General features: G+C 36.2%; 19 protein-coding genes and 1 pseudogene. 10 read left to right on the plus strand and 10 right to left on the minus strand.

Going from position 1 to position 20,599, the window contains the following annotated elements; all coding sequences use genetic code 11:
- Positions 1-84 precede the first annotated feature (84 nt).
- The gene (locus C7J88_RS06070) at positions 85-1,740 is read right to left on the minus strand and encodes a Na/Pi cotransporter family protein (protein ID WP_095118154.1); all 1,656 of its coding nucleotides are present in this window, start codon (positions 1,738-1,740) and stop codon (positions 85-87) included.
- A gap of 306 nt (positions 1,741-2,046) precedes the next feature.
- Between C7J88_RS06070 and C7J88_RS06075 the strand changes: the two genes are divergently transcribed.
- The gene (locus tag C7J88_RS06075) at positions 2,047-2,982 is read left to right on the plus strand and encodes a magnesium transporter CorA family protein (protein WP_095117739.1); all 936 of its coding nucleotides are present in this window, start codon (positions 2,047-2,049) and stop codon (positions 2,980-2,982) included.
- Between the two features lie 66 nt (positions 2,983-3,048).
- On the opposite strand, the gene C7J88_RS06080 is transcribed toward C7J88_RS06075, so the two are convergent.
- Entirely contained in the window at positions 3,049-4,497 is a 1,449-nt protein-coding gene (locus C7J88_RS06080) for a sucrose-specific PTS transporter subunit IIBC (RefSeq protein WP_095117742.1), read from the minus strand.
- 580 nt (positions 4,498-5,077) lie between these two features.
- Between C7J88_RS06080 and C7J88_RS06085 the strand changes: the two genes are divergently transcribed.
- The 3 genes and pseudogenes from C7J88_RS06085 (at position 5,078) to C7J88_RS10640 (ending at position 7,176) form a co-directional block, all read left to right on the plus strand.
- Entirely contained in the window at positions 5,078-5,536 is a 459-nt protein-coding gene (locus tag C7J88_RS06085) for a hypothetical protein (protein WP_095117745.1), read from the plus strand.
- Positions 5,503-5,808: pseudogene (locus C7J88_RS10770) on the plus strand (helix-turn-helix transcriptional regulator); the annotation flags it as partial. The gene C7J88_RS06085 and the pseudogene C7J88_RS10770, both read left to right, overlap by 34 nt.
- Positions 5,809-6,183: 375 nt before the next feature.
- A complete protein-coding gene (locus C7J88_RS10640; RefSeq protein WP_229709399.1) occupies positions 6,184-7,176 on the plus strand; it encodes a hypothetical protein in 993 nt (330 codons plus the stop codon).
- Between the two features lie 55 nt (positions 7,177-7,231).
- Here the strand turns inward: C7J88_RS10640 and C7J88_RS06095 are convergent, their stop codons facing one another.
- Positions 7,232-8,434, minus strand: coding sequence for a CynX/NimT family MFS transporter (locus C7J88_RS06095; RefSeq protein WP_095117750.1), 1,203 nt, complete (start codon positions 8,432-8,434; stop codon positions 7,232-7,234).
- 263 nt (positions 8,435-8,697) lie between these two features.
- Between C7J88_RS06095 and C7J88_RS06100 the strand changes: the two genes are divergently transcribed.
- Positions 8,698-9,057, plus strand: coding sequence for a DUF4889 domain-containing protein (locus tag C7J88_RS06100; protein ID WP_095117753.1), 360 nt, complete (start codon positions 8,698-8,700; stop codon positions 9,055-9,057).
- 55 nt (positions 9,058-9,112) lie between these two features.
- Here C7J88_RS06100 and C7J88_RS06105 read toward each other — a convergent pair whose 3' ends face one another.
- The 3 genes from C7J88_RS06105 to C7J88_RS06115 form a co-directional block, all read right to left on the minus strand.
- Positions 9,113-10,015 carry an EamA family transporter gene (locus tag C7J88_RS06105; protein WP_095117756.1) on the minus strand — a complete coding sequence of 301 codons (903 nt, stop codon included), beginning with the start codon at positions 10,013-10,015 and terminating at the stop codon, positions 9,113-9,115.
- Between the two features lie 147 nt (positions 10,016-10,162).
- Positions 10,163-11,236 carry a M42 family metallopeptidase gene (locus C7J88_RS06110; protein WP_095117758.1) on the minus strand — a complete coding sequence of 358 codons (1,074 nt, stop codon included), beginning with the start codon at positions 11,234-11,236 and terminating at the stop codon, positions 10,163-10,165.
- Between the two features lie 135 nt (positions 11,237-11,371).
- Positions 11,372-11,728, minus strand: a complete 357-nt coding sequence (locus tag C7J88_RS06115; RefSeq protein ID WP_095117759.1) for a DUF3139 domain-containing protein — start codon at positions 11,726-11,728, stop codon at positions 11,372-11,374.
- Between the two features lie 174 nt (positions 11,729-11,902).
- On the opposite strand from C7J88_RS06115, the gene C7J88_RS06120 reads away from it, so the two are divergent.
- Positions 11,903-13,504 (plus strand): M20/M25/M40 family metallo-hydrolase, encoded by a 1,602-nt coding sequence (locus C7J88_RS06120; protein WP_095117761.1) that lies wholly within the window; start codon positions 11,903-11,905, stop codon positions 13,502-13,504.
- A gap of 59 nt (positions 13,505-13,563) precedes the next feature.
- Here the strand turns inward: C7J88_RS06120 and C7J88_RS06125 are convergent, their stop codons facing one another.
- A complete protein-coding gene (locus C7J88_RS06125) occupies positions 13,564-14,730 on the minus strand; it encodes a nitrate/nitrite transporter (protein WP_095117764.1) in 1,167 nt (388 codons plus the stop codon).
- Positions 14,731-15,332: 602 nt separating this feature from the next.
- Here C7J88_RS06125 and C7J88_RS06130 point away from each other — a divergent pair.
- The 4 genes from C7J88_RS06130 to C7J88_RS06145 are packed head-to-tail and all read left to right on the plus strand — an operon-like array spanning position 15,333 to position 18,285.
- Positions 15,333-16,619: a trypsin-like serine peptidase gene (locus tag C7J88_RS06130; protein WP_157728707.1), complete on the plus strand. Its 1,287-nt coding sequence runs from the start codon at positions 15,333-15,335 to the stop codon at positions 16,617-16,619.
- A 14-nt stretch (positions 16,620-16,633) separates the two neighbouring features.
- Positions 16,634-17,203, plus strand: a complete 570-nt coding sequence (locus C7J88_RS06135) for a hypothetical protein (protein ID WP_095117770.1) — start codon at positions 16,634-16,636, stop codon at positions 17,201-17,203.
- A 31-nt stretch (positions 17,204-17,234) separates the two neighbouring features.
- Positions 17,235-17,795: a hypothetical protein gene (locus tag C7J88_RS06140; RefSeq protein ID WP_095117772.1), complete on the plus strand. Its 561-nt coding sequence runs from the start codon at positions 17,235-17,237 to the stop codon at positions 17,793-17,795.
- 31 nt (positions 17,796-17,826) lie between these two features.
- Positions 17,827-18,285 (plus strand): LPXTG cell wall anchor domain-containing protein, encoded by a 459-nt coding sequence (locus C7J88_RS06145; RefSeq protein WP_095117774.1) that lies wholly within the window; start codon positions 17,827-17,829, stop codon positions 18,283-18,285.
- A gap of 127 nt (positions 18,286-18,412) precedes the next feature.
- On the opposite strand, the gene nreC is transcribed toward C7J88_RS06145, so the two are convergent.
- The 3 genes from nreC to nreA are packed head-to-tail and all read right to left on the minus strand — an operon-like array spanning position 18,413 to position 20,585.
- A complete protein-coding gene (gene nreC / locus C7J88_RS06150) occupies positions 18,413-19,063 on the minus strand; it encodes a nitrate respiration regulation response regulator NreC (RefSeq protein ID WP_095117776.1) in 651 nt (216 codons plus the stop codon).
- An 11-nt stretch (positions 19,064-19,074) separates the two neighbouring features.
- Positions 19,075-20,124, minus strand: coding sequence for a sensor histidine kinase (locus tag C7J88_RS06155; protein ID WP_095117779.1), 1,050 nt, complete (start codon positions 20,122-20,124; stop codon positions 19,075-19,077).
- Positions 20,121-20,585 carry a nitrate respiration regulation accessory nitrate sensor NreA gene (gene nreA, locus C7J88_RS06160; protein ID WP_095117781.1) on the minus strand — a complete coding sequence of 155 codons (465 nt, stop codon included), beginning with the start codon at positions 20,583-20,585 and terminating at the stop codon, positions 20,121-20,123. The genes C7J88_RS06155 and nreA overlap by 4 nt, the downstream gene beginning before the upstream one ends.
- Positions 20,586-20,599: the final 14 nt, after the last annotated feature.

The raw sequence follows: 20,599 nt of genomic DNA on the forward strand, positions 1-20,599 counted from the left end.
TCAAGTATTAATTTTAGGACATGCTAAAAAAACACCTTTCAATCGGACTTTATACCGATTAAAAGGTGCTATACCAACTATCTATTAAGTTGTTACTGCTTCTTCTTCAACAACTACATCATCATTCAGACCTACCATCGCTTCTGAGATGTTACGTGAATTGTATCCGATGCGTTCTAATACACCGATCATATCAACATATAGCAATCCACCATCTGTTGAACATACACCTCGGTTAAGACGTTTGATGTGGTCTTTACGCAATCGATGTTCAATTGTGAAGGCTTCTTGACTACGTGCTGCCACTTCATCTTTTTTCGTTGTATCGTATACATCAAGTGTTTCTAATGCTTTGTCGAACGACTCCTCTACGAACGTAAAGAGTTTGTCGATACCCTTTTGTGCATCTTCTGTAAGATTGATATCTTTTTGCTTCTGACGATTAATGAGATCGATATATTCTTTAATACGATTTGATACTTTTAAGACTGTACGATTTACATCTAACATCACTGCTAAACGCTCAACATCTTTTTTATTAACATCTTTTGTTGAAATACGTACAAGATAACTTCGAATACTGTCTGTAATTGTTTCGACAGCTTGATGTTTTTGTTCAATTTGTTTTAAGAACTTCTTATCAATTGCATCTGCATTGTGCACATCATCTAACATCGTTTGTACGATACGACCCACATTTTGTAATTCTTTTTGTGTTTCTTGTAATGCCACACTTGGTGCATGGTATACAAGGTCATGATTTAAGTGCTGTGGTTTGTACTCTTCTGTAACATCTTTACCTGGTACAATCTTCGTTACAATCCATGCAAGGGCGCCAACGAATGGTAATTGAATCATTGTATTCGTTACGTTAAATGCACCGTGCGCAAAGGCAATCGCCATCGCCGGTTTCATGTTCCAAGCTTCTTGAATAAAGCCAACTGCATGGATAACCAATGGCATAAAGAGTGAGAAGATAATCACACCAATTACATTAAAGATAACGTGTACGAATGCGGCACGTTTCGCTGCTAATGAACCTGCTAAACTTGCTAATACCGCTGTGATCGTTGTTCCAATGTTGTCACCGAGTAAAACTGGGATTGCCCCGTGTAGTTCAATTAAACCTTGCCCGTAAAATTCTTGAAGAATACCAATTGTTGCGCTTGAACTTTGTACAAGAGCTGTCAAGCCAACACCTGCTAAAATGCCGTATAATGGGTTGGATGACATATCAAGCATAATCTGTCTGAAGCTGTCTAATTCGGCTAATGGTTTTACGGCACCACCCATAAACTCCAAACCGAAGAAAAGTGAACCGAAACCAAATAAAATACGTCCAATATTTTGAATCTTAGACTTTTTAAAGAAGAAAATTAAGAATGCACCAAGAGCAAGAATAGGCATCGCATATTCGCCTAAGTCGATACCGATGATGAAGGCTGTTACCGTTGTTCCAATGTTTGCCCCCATAATAACACCGATGGCTTGTTTTAATGTCATAAATCCAGCAGTAACAAGTCCAATTGTAATAACTGTTGTCCCTGAACTACTTTGAATCAAAATTGTCACGATCATACCTGCTAATACACCTAATAGTGGATTAGATGTAAACTTGTTTAAGATATCGCGCAAACGATCTCCTGCCGAAGCTTGCAAACCGTCTCCCATTACTTTCAATCCGTAAAGGAAAATACCAAGTCCTCCTAAAAATGAAAAGATGACTTGCGTGATTGACATTTCCATGATTTCACCTCTAAAATGTGTGTCTTTTATTTTTTTACAAATTATTCATAATCTATACAATCCACAGTATGACGTATGATTGTAAATTTAATGTTAAGGTGGTGTGAAGTTTGTTTTAATTTCATTTATTACGCTCACTTGCTCATGGAAATGGGACAAAAACCTTAAAAGTTTATAATAGATTTCGTTGTTTCATCTCGTTTTCCATAAATAAATCACCACTATATCTGATCCTGTATGTTCTTTACATCAAAAAAAGCGTATGATAATCTTATTCAATTGAAACAAAGGAGATACTCTATGATTACAGCATATCGAAACAATGACGCACTTGAAGTTATCACTACTGAGACATGGCAAGGTGCACAATGGCTGAACGTGACTAAACCCACTCAAGAAGAAGTGCAATCATTAATTCAAACATATGGCTTCCCAAAAGACTTTCTCGAAGATGCACTCGACAGCGAAGAAAGTTCTCGTATTGAATATGATGATGACAGCGGCTACTCACTGATCATTAGTGACTTGCCGATTAGTAAGTCTGGAAAATATGAACTAAAAAGCTTCACAACACTACCACTCGGTATCATAATCGGTAAAGATCTGATTGTGACTGTTTGTGCCAAACCTGTCCCATACTTAGAACATCTCACCTTGAAGTGCATCAATTTGAACTATAAGAGTCAATTTGCTTTGAAGTTAATGTACGAGATGGCCGCACAATACAATCGAAGTTTACGCTTATTAAACAAAGAACGTCGACAAGTCGAGCATAATTTGCAACAACGTGTCACAAATACACGTCTCTATTTGTTGAGCGAGATTGAGAAAAGCTTAGTTTATTTCTTAGGTTCACTTAAAACAAATGCATCAACAATTCGTCAATTATTCCGGCTGCCTGCCATCAAACGGTTTGATGAAGACGAAGAACTACTTGAAGACTTGCAGAACGAACACCAACAAGCGGTAGAAACAACTGAACTATATTTGCGTATTGTTGAAAGTATGTCAAACTCCTATACATCACTCTTATCTAATCAACTCAATACAACGATGCAAACTTTGACGATCTTTACCGTACTACTCACCTTACCCACATTAGTTTTTAGTTTCTTTGGTATGAATGTACCACTGCCTATCGACGATCATAGCGCGCTTTCTTGGATTATTATCATTGTTATTTCTTTTACACTTGTATTGATTACATCCACATTGTTATGGCGAAGCAACAAATAATCTCTACACATAAGTAAAAGCGAGTAAAATCCCCAAATTTTACTCGCTTCTTTATATGCCCTATTTTTATAATTCTTCTGCATTACGGTATTTCTTTTGTTTAGACAAGACCAGTGTCACAACAATACTTGCTACGAACGCAATACACATACCGATAATGTAGTGTGTCCAAGAACCTGGTGCGATAGAGATAACACCTGGAATTCCTGCTGCACCTAATGCTGTTGCTTTAACTTTGAAGAATGCAACATATGCTGCGCCAAGTCCTGAGCCAATCATCGCACCAATGAACGGATAACGTAACTTCAAGTTTACACCGAACATCGCTGGTTCTGTAATACCTAATACAGCCGATACACCTGCTGCAGATGCAACCCCTTTTAACTTTTTATTTTGCTTAATTAATAAGAATGCTGCAAGTGCTGCGCCACCTTGTGCCATGTTTGACATTGCTGCAATTGGGAAGATGAATGAACCACCTGTTTTCGCTTGTTCTGCAATCAATGATGTTTCAACAGCAATAAAGCTATGGTGCATACCTGTAATAACAATCGGTGCATAGAACAATCCGAAGATCAAACCACCAATTGCGCCACCCGCTTCATATAAGAATGTTAACCCGTCTGTTAACCAATAACCCATTGTACGTGTGATAGGTCCTACGAATAAGAATGTAACGAATGCTGTAAATAATAATGCAAATAACGGTGTTAATAAGTTGTCTAATACTGTTGGAATAATGCGGCGTAAACCACGCTCTAACATCGCTAAAATATATGCTGAAACAAGAATTGGTAAGACTTGTCCTTGATAACCTACTTGTGCAATAGATAGACCTAAGAATTCCCATTTCGGAATTGGGTCACCATTAGCAATAGCTTCTGGATAAGCATAACCATTCATCAAATCAGGGTGTACCATGATCGCACCTAATGCAGCACCTAAGAATGCATTTCCGCCAAAACGTTTCGCTGCACTAAAACCAATCAAAATAGGTAATAATGCGAAAGGTGCACTTGCAAAAATATTAATCATATTTGCAAACTGTGCAAATTGCGGATACATATCAACAAGAGATTGACTATCAGCAAAGATACCTTTTGCTGTAAAAATGTTGTTCAATCCCATTAACAAACCACCTGCTACGATAGCAGGAATGATTGGTACAAAGATATCTGATAACATTTTGACAAATCTTTGTAATGGATTCCCTTTTTTCTTCTCTTTCTTAGCACTTGTATCTTTTGACTCATCTGCTTGAGAAGTACCACCTGTCAATTGATCAATTTGTGCATATACTTGATTGACTGTCCCCGAACCAATAATGATTTGGTATTGATCTGACGTTGAGAATGTTCCTTTAACAACATCTAAGTCATTCAATGTTTTCTCATCTACAATACTTTCATCTTTTAACGATAATCTTAAACGTGTAGCACAATGACCCATCTCTTCAATATTATCCTTACCACCAATGGCATCTAAGATAATTTTGGATTCTTTTTCGTAAGCCATACAATCCCTCCTATATATGAATAATCTAAGTATTTCATTGTAATTAATGACCGTCATTTCAATAATGGAACCGGTACCAAAACTTCTTGGTTTCATTTTAATCAATTAAACATATATTATCAATCTTATTTTTTTGAAATGGTGAAATTTTTTTATTAACGTTTAGAAATTAGTCATAAAGCGAATGTATATTCTTGTTTACAGAACGTATGTTCTGTGTTATATTATGAACATGCTCATTTTTAGACATCATTAGCTTCTGACAATATCGTATTTAAGTCTAGGATTCATCATTTTTTTCTTATCCCATTAACTTATACTTCATAAAACCTTTCATCCTTTTATCAAATGCATAGATTTTTTATCTTTATCTTCCTTTTCTCTACTCATTTTTTTAATACTTTACTTCATTTCTTTACTCATGTGCTAATTTTTTACTCTTTTTATACCCATCAATATGTTGTTTTGTTTTAAAACATGCTAAAAATTTACACTTCACTAAAATGCATTGAGAGTGTCCATTGCACAATTATATAATTAAAAATATTTATTACGTCTCTTTAGAATGGATGGGGAAACTATGCGAGGTATTACAATTGACTTATTGACGCATCACCAATCTGAGACCTATCGCTTGTTAGATGAAGTACAATTATTCGTATCCTTAGATGGTATCCTTGAAGTACAGCACAATGGTAGACACACTTCTTGTTATGATCAACTATTGATTGTGAATCGCTTAGATACCATTCAAATATCTCACGCTCAATCGCTTATCAAAGTCCGTATCCCAATGCATTTCTTCTCAAAATATATCCCTACATATTGCGACTGCTATTTTGACCAAAATGCACTCGCATCTCATGAACGCATCATCACATTATTGAAGCATGCTATACAGCAGCCTATCCAGAAGCAACATCGTATTTTAATGTATGATATTTTAGAATTGCTTTTCGATGAAGCATTCATATTAACCTCAACTAATTTTTTACCAACAATGATGTGCACACACACACATTACTTAAAGAAGTTTTAGATTATATATACGACAATTTGGATAGACGTCTATCTCTAAAAAAACTAAGTGAACACTTTTACGTATCACCATCTTATATTTCTATTCTTTTCACGAAACATTTAGGTTTTAGTTTCAAAATATTCCTGGATACTTTAAGGCTTGGATTATCCATTCCATCACTATTAACAACAAATGAAACAATACAAAACATTGCGGTACAATATGGATTTTCCAATTATAATCATTACTCTAAAATATTCAGGTCTCATTTAGGTACGAGTCCAGCCGACTATCGCAATCAATCAGATTATCCTGAAACGATAGTATCCGTTCGTCCTTATGATAACGAACACTTCAATCGTTATTTATCATTCATTAATGTTCCAAAATCAACCGTTAACCTTACCGTTGATCTCAACGAATTGAAACAACAAACTTATACCTATTCTCGGCAATTATTTCTCGAAATCACCAATTGCCATATATATGAAGTATTGAAGCAGATCGTCTCTCAAACGAACTATACGTTTACAAAGACAACTTGGACATTACTTTTCCAAGATTTTACTAATGAAAATCTGAAGTTTCTCAACACGGCTGATTTCGACCACTTTTGTCATCTACTCAAAAAACGTTGTTATCACCTTGTATTTTGTTTAAATAACATGCAACAATTTGAGACATTTGATCACTTATTTTTACAGCCACTCATACGCATGATGACTACACAACCGTCTATTCTAGCACCAAATGACTTCACATTGTCTATTGCTGTCAGACCACAATCTTTCAATGTGCACGAAGTCAAATTCATTCAGCAACGGGTTCATCAATATTTACCGGATTGCCAATTTGCATTGCATACATCATATTCTGATATGCTGATACAACAAAAATGGCAGGAGTTATTTAATGAAAAGTCTGTCCAAGTAGACTTTTATTGCATACCTTTCGAAGCCTTTATCTCATGTGAGACACGTTCAACCAACCCGTTTAGAACATTGCTTGAAGACTTTGATAGCCCTATCGTTTTGACAGGTTTATCTACAACGACATTGAATCATCTCTGTCCACCAACATCCAGTGCTTTCCCGCAACAATTTTTGGCATTGTTATTACAATTACCGGCGAACATTTTAGGTGTGGGTATCTCATTTGTAGCAACGAAACATCAACCTATCGGCTACTTCAATACTTATGGACATCAGTTGTCCTATGGTTATATGTATCAAATACACCAATGTTTTGCAGGTCATCTCAATATAGAGACAAACCACTATATATTGCATGAAACTGAAGATGCGTATATCCTTCTGTTGTCAGATTCAAATACATTTGAACCCGACACTGAACAGACAGCAGAACAATCTTACTACTTTCGCATTACGTCATCTGATACACTAGCAAAACAACTCGTCACAACATATACATATGATGCACAATATTCCAATGTGACAAATGGCATTGCGCCCGATGTTGAAGATTACTATATTCCGCTTCCAGTTATTCAACATCTCCATCAGACATTTCAACTGCAACCACACATTACTATCCATGATTTTTATAACAAAGCTTTGCACATCACATTACATCATAACGAAGTAAAACTGATTAAGATATATAAAACAAAAGCGACAAAACGTCAGCAATTGCTTTAACTGACACACGTTGCCGCTTCTAAAAAAGCTGGATATTCGCATCCAGCTTTTTTTGCTACCCGATATATTCATTTTTCGTTGCATACCAGCCAAAGATTAATACCATTAAGTTCATGACTAATAATAGAATAATCACAATTGACCACGTGTACATCATATCGTATACAACACCGATTAAAAATGGACCGATTGCAGCTACCCAATAACCAACTGATTGACCAAAACCTGAGAGCGCCATACTGACACGTGTTGTTCTCGCACGAATTGAGAAAAGTGTCATGCATAAGCTAAAACATGCCCCAATTCCCATACCTGTTAATATCATTGCAAGAATTAATAACCAGTAACTTTCTGTAAATAAAAGACTAAATCCCACTCCCATTAATCCTACAATGATAAAAACAAGATTACGTTGACTTTGCATTTTGGCTGCTATGATAGGAAATGTAAAAGTCATCGGCAACTGTGCAAATTGATTCAACATTAAGAAGTAACCTGCTGATTCTGGTGCTATTCCTTTACTCACCAAAATAGATGGATACCATGTAACCATACTAAAAAACATCATTGATTGAAATGCCATTAAAAGTGCAACGGCCCATGCCAATTTAGAGCGATAAATTTTAAGCGACATTTGATCGCCTTCTGTGTCCATATCGACATCGTCTATACTGTCATTCGTTTTTCTTAACTGTGGCAACCATACTAAAATAGCACATATCGCTATTAATCCCCAAAACACCAATGAAAAACGATAAGATAATGGTGTCATGGTTGAAAATGGATAACTCAGTCCTCCACCTAATCCCGCACTGAAATTAATTGTTACACTGTAAATACCGGTAATCAGACCAATCTGTAATGGGAAACGCCATTTACCGTATGCCGGCAATGTGACATTACTAAAAGCAATTGCAATCCCTAAAATAACTGTACCAATAAAGAAAGAAACAATCCCCCCACTCACACGTATAACCAACCCTACGATCAAAAGTAATATTGCATAAAATAATACATGTGTCATTGAAAATCGTGTTAACACTTTTGATACAATCGGTGAAACAATTCCAAATATAATTAATGGTATCGTTGTAATCAGACCTGCAATACCGTTGTTAATATGTAAATCCTCTTTAATTTGATTGAGAATAGGACCAACAGCTGTCAAAGGTGCTCTAAGTGTACCTGCTATTAAGACAATTCCAATGACGATAAGCCACTGATCCTGGATACGATTTCCTTTCAATTGATTGGTCATTCATACTTCCTCCTACAATAATTTATCTTAATCTTATCATAATTAAACCGGTGTTTTGGCTATAAAAGATAGAAATGATGCATTCTCCGTAGCTTTTATATATTGAACTTCTTTTAACACTTTCTAAAGGGATTTCCCGTAAAATTTATAATAAAACTACTTAAAGTCACAATTTTGTCACACAAAGAATGTAAGTTATCACTTTCTGTATCCGTTTTCTTTCGATACAATAGGTCTATCTTACATAAAGGAGTCAATACGTGATGAAACAAAAACAAACACTCGGTATAGTTATTATTGTTGCTATGCTCGTTGTAACAGCTGGGATTGTAATTGCTATTATGATGTCGAGCCAAAAAGAAACTTATTATGGCTACATGATGGATGATACAACGGCAGAAAAGATTGTCAATGCTTCTAATAATGAGGTAGAAGAACATGTCACTTTGGAGACAGATGATCAATTCAAACCGCAAAAAGGTGACTTCGTTAAATTGATTGCTAAAAAAGGTGGCGATCATGAGTTCGTAAAACAAGAAGTGGTTGCACACGATGATATTCCACATGGTTTGATGATGAAAATTCACGATATGCACATGGAATCACATTCACATCATCACTAAACTTCATAATAAACAAACAAGCATCGGTAAATATACACCGATGCTTGTTTGTTTATTATTTTTTAACGACTGAGAGTACAACAACCATTAAAATAATGAAAACAATCCCTAATAATTGCCATACACCAAAAGAAACATTCAGCCATATGACAGATGTTAATAATGCCGTTAATGGTTCAATGGTTCCTAATAGCCCCGCTTCATGTGGAAACAAGTAATGTAGACTGTCAATATAGAACCAAAATGCGAGCATCGTACCGAAAATAATCGCAAACCAAAAGAGCAGGTGTGTTTGCAATGTCCAGTCAGATAATATGACATGCCATGGCGGATGAACAAAGCTTAAAGCAATACCACCAATAAGCATGCCCCATCCTACGACATTTAATGATCCCCAACGTGCTAATAGACGAACGGGATACACTGTGTAAAACGCAAGCGCCAATGCAGATAACAACCCCCAAATGATCGCAGGCTTAGGTACTTGTAGATTTTCGAGATGACCGTTTGTCAGTAACAAATATGTACCGGATAAAGCTAACAAAATGGCGAGCGCTTCTTTTACACCAAACTTTGTAACTTTTGTCATCACTAAATAAAAAATAATAAAAATAGGTCCTAAATATTGTAACAACGTCGCAACCGCCGCATTCCCATGACTGATTGAAGACATGAATGTATACTGTACGGCGAGCATACCGAAAATACCATAGATAATCATTTGAACGGCTGCACGTTTATCCCACCAAATGACAAAGACTTTTACACCTTGTGTCATAAAAGCAATCATAATTAAAAGGAGCCCTGAGATGATCAATCGGACTGCCACAAACCATGACACTTCAATATTTGCATGTTGAAACAACCACTGGGAAACTGTGCCACCTATCCCCCAAAAAGATGCACCAACAATGACAAGTAAATAACCAATCCAGCGTTTTTGATGTTGTTGTGACATATGACTCCCCCTTATTAAACGCTATTTCTACCAATCTAACATGTTTCTTTTACAATCTGCAATCCTGTTTTTTCTGCGTAAATAAGAAAAACCTTGCTATGCCATCCACAGCACATAAACAAGGTTTATCTTTACATTGTTATATCATTACCAGATAATCTCGTCGACAATGTCATCACTTAATGACTTAACGACTTCAACAACAAGTTTCACAGCTTGTTCGTAATCTGACTGGCTCATCACAGACACATTTGAATGCATGTAACGGAGTGGCACTGATAATGCGATAGACGGAATACCATCTAATGATTTGTGAATATTCCCAGCATCCGTTCCGCCACCCGGTAACGAATCCCATTGAACTTCAATACCTTGATCCTTGGCAACTTTCTTAATATGGCGAATCAATCCAACGTGACCGATATTGCTTGCATCCATGTTCAAGATTAATGGGCCGCCGCCTACTTTGACGTCACCATCATTCGTCATACCTGGTGTATCATACGCAACACCAACATCCACAGCGATAGCAAGATCTGGCTTAATCTTATGCGCTGCAACTTGTGCACCACGTAAGCCAACCTCTTCTTGAACATTCGCACCTGCCACTAAGTTAATATCGACAGATTCATCTTTTAAAGCACGTAATACGTCGACAGCAAGTGCACAACCGTATCGATTGTCAAATGCTTTCGCAGTCATATAATCATCGTTCAATAACGTTTCGAATTCTGAGTATGGCGTTACCATATCACCAATATCAATACCTGCCGCTTCTACTTCAGCTTTATCACGTGCGCCGACATCGATAAACATATTTTTAATCGCAACTGGCTGTTTACGTTCTGCCTCTTCAAGTACATGTGGTGGTTTTGATCCAATGATGCCACGAATTTTTTTACCTTCTTCTGTTGTAATCGTCACTTTTTGTGAAAGCATCACTTGGTTCCACCATCCCCCGATTGGTGTAAACTTAATAAAGCCATTCTCATCAATCTTCGTCACCATAAATCCAATCTCATCTAGATGGCCAGCAATCATAAGTGTACGTTGACCTTTTTGAGATGCTTTTTTTCCAAAAACACCGCCGAGATTATCATAAATCATCTCATCACTGTTAGGCTCTAGCAATTCTTTCATTGCTTTTTTGACATCATATTCATGGCCAGCAATCCCATCCAAATCTGTTAAGTGTTTTAATAATTTCTTTGTTTCTGTCATTGTTGATACACTCCCCTTTAATCTCTTTCTATTCACCATCATACCAAAAGACAAAAGATGATGTATATTCTATGTTTGAAAATAAGAAAATCTTAGTAAAGTCATATGTTGTAAATACTTTACTAAGATTTATACTTACTTCATCTTATAATTTTCATCAAAGAAATTATATTTCGCCTTTTTGTCGTGTTTTTTTGTTTCTGTATTAAACCCTTGTAAGAAAAGACCACGTTTTAAATGAATCGGTTGCGCAATGTAAGTATTTTTTGAATCTCCTTCTAAAGTCAGTTCCTTATAAAAAATACCTTTACGCGGGTCGTATTCTTCTTTTTCTTTAATAATCTTACTATCCAAATGCTGCTCTGTTAAATATTGATCAATCAGCTTTAAGTTTTGACTCTTCTGATAGCCTTTATATCCGAAAAAACCTGCACCGACTAAAACAAACAGTACAACTGCCGCTAATAAAAAGCCTAGAATTTTTTTTGCCATATGATGCGCCTCCAACTTCGTCTATATGATACATCTTATCACAATTATACAATTTTCATCATACACGCTATGCTACGTCACATAATCGTTAGAAATCTTAAATCATTTGAACATCCTATAAGAAAACACTTACAATATAAATATCCACATTTTACAATGAAGGGAGATTTTTTTATGGAAACAAACTGGCAAACACCAGAAGGGCGGTCAAAACTTTTAAAACAACTCGTTGCACATTCGAGTGTGACGCATTCACAAGGAGAAGTCACTTTCCCTACATATGTACATGATTTACTCATGTCACTCCCTTACTTCCAGCAACATCCAGAATACATACAACTTGTTCCTACTGTTGATCATCGTCATGCCGTTGTGGCAACATATCTATCCCCAAAAGCTACTCAAACAGTCACTTTAATCAGTCACTTTGATACAGTAGGCATTGAAGATTATGGTCCTTATCAGAAATATGCATTTGATATGGAGAAACTCACTGCAACATTTCAAGAAGATATGCGCTATTTAGATGATATGAGCAAGGAAGATTTATTATCTGGGGAATATCTATTTGGACGAGGTTCTATGGATATGAAACCCGGTTTAATGCTTCATATGTCATTGATCGAGCAAGCTATATTAGAGCAATGGGACGTCAATCTTGTATTGATGACCGTGCCTGATGAAGAAGTCACATCAAAAGGGATGCATGCGGCAGTTGCGCACCTAGACACACTATGTAAACAACATAATTTATCCATCTCCTTGCATCTAAATAGTGAGCCAACATTTCAACAAGCCCATCACGATACGAACCACTATCACTACACAGGCTCTATTGGAAAGATTATGCCGAGCGTACTTGTTTATGGTCGTGAAACACATGTTGGCACACCTGCTATCGGATTGAGTTCTAATTTTATTTTGAGTTATATCCAACAAGAAATTGAATATCACACACGTTTTCAAGAACAGTTTGAAGATGAAGAAACACCCTTACCGGTCAGTTTGCGTGTCACAGATATTAAACAACATTATGATGTTCAAACACCTTTCCGATCAGTGGCACTTTTCAATCTATTTCTCTTCAAACGTCATGCGAATGAACTCTTTGACCTATTCAATGATGCCGCTGCCAAAGGATTACAAAAAGGTCTGTCTGAGTATCAACAACGCATTGCAAAGACCGATGTCAAACCACTCAACATGCAGTTGATGACGTACGATCGTTTACTGCAATATGCGATTGAAAACTATGGGCAAGATACCGTACATCAACTCATTGAGACACAAATCCAAACCGAAAGTGAGCCACATCTTCAATCCATCGCAATTGTAGATGCTTTGATGAATCTATGTCGAGAGCTTGGACCAACTGTTGTGACATTCTTTGCACCACCTTATTATCCAGCGACCAATGCTTCTTATCATCCACTGACTGAAGCAATTGGTTCAACAATAGATACAACATTGCGAGAACACTTTGGACGTACATCAAAACGCATTCACTACTTCAACGGTATTAGTGACCTGAGTTATGTCTCACCTTCACCAAACGGAGCAGGGTTTGAAGCTTATGAGAATAATACACCTGTTTTCAATAATACTTATTCTATCCCATTCCAAGCGATCAAAAATATTCAAGCCCCTCTTATGAATTGCGGTCCTATTGGCAAAGATGCGCACAAAGTCACTGAACGTATTCATAAAAAAAGTGCTTTTGAAGAATTACCAGTCGTCTTATCGACTATAATACAAAAACACTTTTTAAACACATAAATAACAAAAGACACTGTATTTACCGTAATTGATAAATACAGTGTCTTTTATTTAAATAATTATTGAACACCTGCTGTTTTTTCGCGTTTTGCTAAGTTAAACATTGTTAACAATGCAACAACACCGAAAATAGCAAGTAGAATGAATGCTAAGTTACTGCTACCTGTCATTGAAGTGACTGCAGAGATAACAAGTGGTGGGAAGAAACCACCAAGACCACCCATCATTGATACGATACCGTTTGCAACACCCGCTTCTTTTGAGAAATAGTGTGGTACAAGTTTGAAGATAAGACCGTTACCGATACCCGCACAAACACTTACTGTTAAACAACCCACTGTGAATAAGAAGATACCGTCAGATAAACCAATGATTAATGCACCTACAATCATAATTGAGAAGAATGCTTTTAACATTGTTACCGCATCAAATTTATCCCCTAACATACCACCGATAGGACGAAGTAATGTTGCGATAGCGATGAATACACCCGTACGAATACCTGCGTCTACTTTGTCTACACCGAAGTGTTCAACTAAGAAGTTCGGTAAGAAAAGACCGAATGCTACGAACGCGCCGAATGTGATGAAGTACCAGAAACTTAAGTAGTACAATTTGTAGTTTTTCAATAGAATACGTGATTGCTCTACTAAAGGTACTTTTACTTTAGGTTCGTTACCGTCACCTAAGAAGAACATGATAAGTGCAAATACAACCATAACTGCTAAATAGCTCATTACTGTGTTTTGCCAACCGATAATTCCTGCGATTGGTGGTGCTAAGAATGCTGATACAGCTGTACCTAAGTTACCCATACCGTAAATACCATTTGCAAGACCGACTTTATCTTTTGCGAAGTATTTAGGAATTGATGTAACACCTACTGAGAAGATCGCGCCCCCTACACCTAGGAAGAAACCTGCGAACATTAAGTTACCTGGTGTTGATGCTTGGCTCAATAAGAAAATTGGGACAAGTAATACAACGAAACTTGTAAAGAATACCCATTTCGCACCAACGATATTTGTTAAGTAACCGAATGGCACACGTAATACTGAACCTAAAATAACAGGGATAGCTAAAATGATTGATAATTGACCGCTTGTAATTTCAATATCTTGGGAAATAAATGGCATTAATGGTGCAATGATTGTCCATGCCATAAACCCAGCAACTAAACTGAGCGTTTGAAGCCCTAACTGCAAACCAGCTTTTGACTTATCCATAATTGATTCACCTTTTTCTTTAATAGATCTCTTGTATCAAAAAGGGTTATGATGCTATTAACTTTTGATACGCTTGTTCACTTTCAGTGTAACGTTATTGTGAAATACATAACATAAGGACTTCCCCTATACTCTTGCAGGGGTATCCCCTAACACAAAACAGACACATCTAAAAAGCATATCACTGCACTGTTAAATCCTTTTTAAAATGTCACTTAAACACACTTTAACCAACATCTATTCCATCCATCTCACAAATTATTAAAACGACATTACACTATTGTAATAAAACAATCGTTCACCAATAGCCTCTTGTGCATAAGCATAAAGATAACCCTACTGAACATGCAATAGAATCAATAGTTATTTATTGAAATCTTAAATAATATATCACTAAAACCTATGAAAACAATACTTTCAACTATACTCCCAGTTATTTCTTCTCTTGTTCTCACATTTAACCCAAATGAATTTTTCGTAAAAATAATTTTCTACACACAAAAGCTATTTTACAAAAAGATTTACCCCTTAGATGAAAAGTATTATTTTATTGTTATCAAATCACTAATAGAGAAATGAGTGATGTCAGAAAGGAGTCATACATGCTAAGAAAAGGATTTGTCACATTCGCATTAAGTATACTTGCAATAACTTACTTGTTTGGCAATGCAGATACACTATCTGCACAAAATGATGATGTTTTGAAAGCCACCGATGCTACTGAAGCTCCCACACCAACAAACTATGATATTCCACAAGAAGGATTAAAAGCCATACAGAATAATTCTTCTCTCTTTAATGAAAAAATAATTGGGAAAGATACTAGAACTGTTGTAAAAGACTATCTTAAAAACCCTTATAAAAAAATTGTACTTTTAGATATAAAATTCAAAAATAATACTGGTACTGGTACTGGAGCAATGATTAATAAGAATACAGTATTGACTGCTGCACATAATGTTTACTCTTCAGAACTAGGAGGATTTGCAAAAAATATAACAGTTTATGCAGGTCTATCAAAATCAAAACTGCCAATAGGGCAAGCTCATGTCACTCAAAAATTTCTCCAAAAAGAATGGGAGACTACTGGTTTACCCAAGTACGATTTCGCTATTCTGAAATTAGACAATAATTTAGGATGCAAAACTGGTTATTTTTCCTTTTCACAAGATCTTTCTCTCAATCAAACACTTCAAATTGCTGGATATCCAGGAGACAAGGGATCTATCACTCAATATTCAGGAAAAGGTACTTTGCTTAGTTTTACAAATGATAATTTATTTTATGATGTAGACACATATAATGGCGAGAGTGGCAGTCCAATTTTAAATGACAAAAACTTAATAATAGGTATCCATACTAATGGATTTTCCAACTACAATTATGGGACACGAATAAACAAAGAGAAGTTAGCTCTTATCAAGAAGTGGAGTGCCGATCCAAAGCCTATCAAATATAACAAAAACATTACGATCACCAAATCTAACATAAAAATATGGAAAGATTTAAATCTGTACACACGTCGCTCCAATAAAGATGTGAAGTTAGGTAAGGTCTATCAAGCTAAAAATATTTACACACATTTAAACGGTCATAAATATCTTTCTTTATTTGACAATCACAATCATTTAATAGGTTACGTAGACAAAGTAGATACAAAAGATTTAATTGCGACAAAAATAAATAAGACCGTTAAGATTGTTTCGAAAAAAGACATCATCTGGGGAGATTTTTTCTGGTCTAGAAAAATTGCGCCAACAAGCAAATACTACAACAAAACTTTCAAAGCAAAAGGTCTCTATACGCTTGGAAACAAAAAGAAATATTACACTTTATACAATAATAAAAACAAATGGGTCGGCTATATTGATATAAAAGCCACAAAATAAAAGGAGTGATTACCATGTTTAAAAAATTATACGCTTCATCTCTTATAACTGCAGCTATTACAGCAAGTTTTACAATCAATACGAATGCTGCCACAAATAATGATGAACATACTACTATTCCAGCTAATAATCATTTAGCAAAACCAATTAAAAAAGAGACAAAAAGATATGCTTGGGAGCCACAAAATGGCAATTATCATGACCTAAGTAATAGAACAGAAGTGCCATCAGAATATCTCGACTTTCTTGATACCCTTCCAAGTTCAGAAGATGTACAAAATGATCCACGTATTAAGGATATATTAAGCAAACAAGATCGTCATACTAACCCATATCTTGTAAATAATCCTACTATAATCAACAAAGATTTTAATGCAGACACTGCAAATTCTATAAATCAAAATGATGCAAGTAAACCACTATCAACTCAAGCACCACAACCATCACATACTCAATTAACCGTTTTACCTAACACTGGTGGTGTACATTCAGTATCACCTTTGGCTATATACAGTCTTCTGTTATTGGGTGGGGCACTTGTTGTTTATCGTCCGTTTTCTTCTGTAAATAAGTCAAAAGTTTAATTCGTCATACTTAAAATAAGGAGTGATTACCATGTTGAAAAAAACAATCTCAACTTCATTAATTGCAATTAGCTTATTAAGCATCGGAAACTATACTTATGCAGCTTCAAACAATCATTCTCGTGATGATATTTTTACAGCAACTGATTCAATAGAACCACCCACTCCCACAGATTATGACCTTCCACAAGACCAAATTGAACCTACGGAAGAACCTATTTTACCTGATCCGTATACCACAGGGCAAATCACGGCTAAAACATTGATGAAAAAGTATAAAGGGCTTAAAGATATTAAAGATATCGATCGATTGTTAGCAAGTCTGCCAAATACTTATACATCCCAACCTAATCAGACTTCATCATCACGTATTTCTCAACAAACTCAAATACCGCAACCCAATCAACCTTCATCACCACAAATCTCTCAACAAAATCAAACATCACAACCGTCACACACGCAACTCACTGTTTTACCTAACACTGGTGGTGTGAGTTTAGCGTCACCTTTGGCTATTTATAGTCTTCTGTTATTGGGTGGGGCACTTGTTGTTTATCGTCCTTTTTCTTCTATAAATAAGTCAAAAGTTTAATTCGTCATACTTAAAGTAAGGAGTGATTACCATGTTGAAAAAATTTATATCAACATCTTTAATTACATTTAGTTTATTAAGTATTGGAAATTTTACACATGCTGCTACAAATAATGATTCCGATGATGATACTCTAACAGCAAATGATTCAACAGAACCACCTACGCCAACAGATTATGATTTCCCACAAGATAAAGCTATACCTATCGGTGAACAACCACCTTTCATTATTGTTCCTGATGAAGATACAAATACACCAACAGATCATGATACAAAAGTTCATTCATCTAAAACATTGACACCATCAAACCAATCAAATACTAGCACATCTCAAACACCGCAACCGCCACATACGCAACTGATAGTTTTACCTAACACTGGTGGTGTGAGTTCAACATCACCTTTTGCTGTATACAGTCTTCTATTATTAGGTGGGGCATTTGTTGTTTATCATCCACTCACATCCATGCTTATGAAGTCAAAACTATAATTTTTTCAATCTAGAGCGCCCAATGTTTCAAGTGATAATACATCACTTGTCACATTGGGTTTCTTTTTGTCCAAAATAAAAAAGCAATCTCGTTTGTGATTTCACAGACAAAATTGCTTTATATATTCTAAAAATCAAGTAGCTTCTTCTTCAAAGCATATTCAACAAGCTCTGGTTTTGATTTCAAATCAAGCTTGTCCATAATACGTGTCTTATGCGCTTCAACTGTTTTGACTGATACGAATAGTTTCTCGGCAATATCTTTATTCCCGTATCCTTTCGCAATCAGCGGTAAAATTTCTAATTCGCGCTTAGACAGTATTTTAAATGGATCGTTAGAATACGCATCATCATTAGAAGATTGTACAAATTCTTTCACTAATGATGTCGTCATCTTCGGATCAATATATGTTTGACCTTTGTAAACAGTTCTAATTGCTAACAACAACTGTTCGTCAGGTGCATTTTTTAATATATAACCACTGGCACCACTTCTCAAGACATGAAAAAGATATTCTTCATCATCAAACATCGTGAGAATCAATATCTTAGTATTTGGAAAACTATCTAGTATCTTACTTGTTGCAATCAATCCGGACTCACCAGGCGGCATACTCAAGTCCATGATCAGCACGTCTGGTTCATGTTCCATGACTTTTTGATACGCTTCGACCCCATCTGCGGCAGTTCCGACAACTTCCATATCTTCTTGGAAGTTCAAAATCATCGAAAAGCCCGTACGTACAACCGCGTGATCATCTGCAATTACGATCTTCATGCTTGTTCCCCTCACTTTTGGTTAATTGGTACATCAAGTGACACAATCGTACCTTTCCCTTTTTGTGTTTCAATATCTAGGTGTCCATTAACCAGTTCAGCACGTTCATTCATACCATACAGTCCGAGTCCCGAACCTTTTGGCGAATCACTCGGTTCAAAGCCTTGTCCTTGATCAGATACTTCCGCATACAACGTGTCTTCAGTTCTTCTAATATAAACATCTACTGAATCGACGCCAGCATATTTCATCGCATTGAATACCGCTTCTTGGACGACACGATAGACGACCGTTTCAATCTCGCTATCGAAACGCTGTGGCATCATATCAAAATGATAATTTACAATCAATCCGTAATTCAACTCCAACTGTTTGAAATACGACTTGAATGCTGCGTCTAATCCGAGGTCATCTAATGAAGACGGTCTGAGTTCCAATGATAAGTTACGAATATCATCAATCAGCTTCGTCATTAAGCCTTCAATATTTTTCGCACCATCTAGTAGAGAACCCATTTCTTGCTGATATTTCAAAAGACGCAACTCGACACTCACGTTGATGAGTTCTTGCACGACACCATCGTGCAACTCACGTGAGATACGTTTGCGTTCATTTTCTTGTGCTGCAATTGTCTTTTGAATCATATTGCGTTGGTATAGCTTTTCTTGTCTTTGAATCTGTGGCGTTACATTTTGTAGTGTAAATGCTTTAATATCGTTCTCTTCATCAATTGTTTGATATGTGGCAGTGAAAGGCTCTACTTTGTTATCAGTTGTTTTCATAAATACTTGAAAAGCTGTATTGCCTATGTCTTCAGATTTAAGGAAACAGTTGTAGCAAGTCTGTAATGCATGCTCATTCGTATAGCCTTCACAACGACCACATATCGTGTTGGAGATACCGCTCAAGTCATTCTCCGGTGATATGACACGCTCAGCCGCTTCATTCATATAAATGACTTTCCCCTCACCATCTATAAAAATGATCATCTCTGATGTTTGGTGATAATAGGCATTCAAAAATGTTGAAAGTTCTTTCGTCTTATTATGTTGTTGTATCATGATCGCACCACCCTGTCCTCACTCGTTAAGCCACCAATCCCGTTAATCACTGAGACATCTCTCACGACTTTTGGGAGTGGCGAATTATCACGTTGACCAAATAACAACACCCCTTTGACACGATGATTGTGCCAAAGCGGTATTGCAACCATTGAAGTGAGTTGTTCACTTATCAAGATCGGATAATTGAACAGTGCAACTTGAATCTGTTCTTCGTTTGCATCATGAATAATCATCGGCTTGCCGGTTTTCATAACGTTCCCAGCAACACCACGGCCATAGCGCAATTCAATACGTTGATATCTTTCGTTCAAGTTACCTGACACGTATCTCCATTTGATTTTCGTGCCAACATGATCTTCAGTAGGTAGTGCGATTCCGGCAAAGTCAAATTGATATTTGTGACGTAATCTATCTAACTCATCTTGATAATCATGTTGAGAAAAATCAATCTGGTTCACGGTCATCACTCCAT

This window comes from Staphylococcus muscae (assembly GCF_003019275.1).
Classification (GTDB): domain Bacteria; phylum Bacillota; class Bacilli; order Staphylococcales; family Staphylococcaceae; genus Staphylococcus; species Staphylococcus muscae.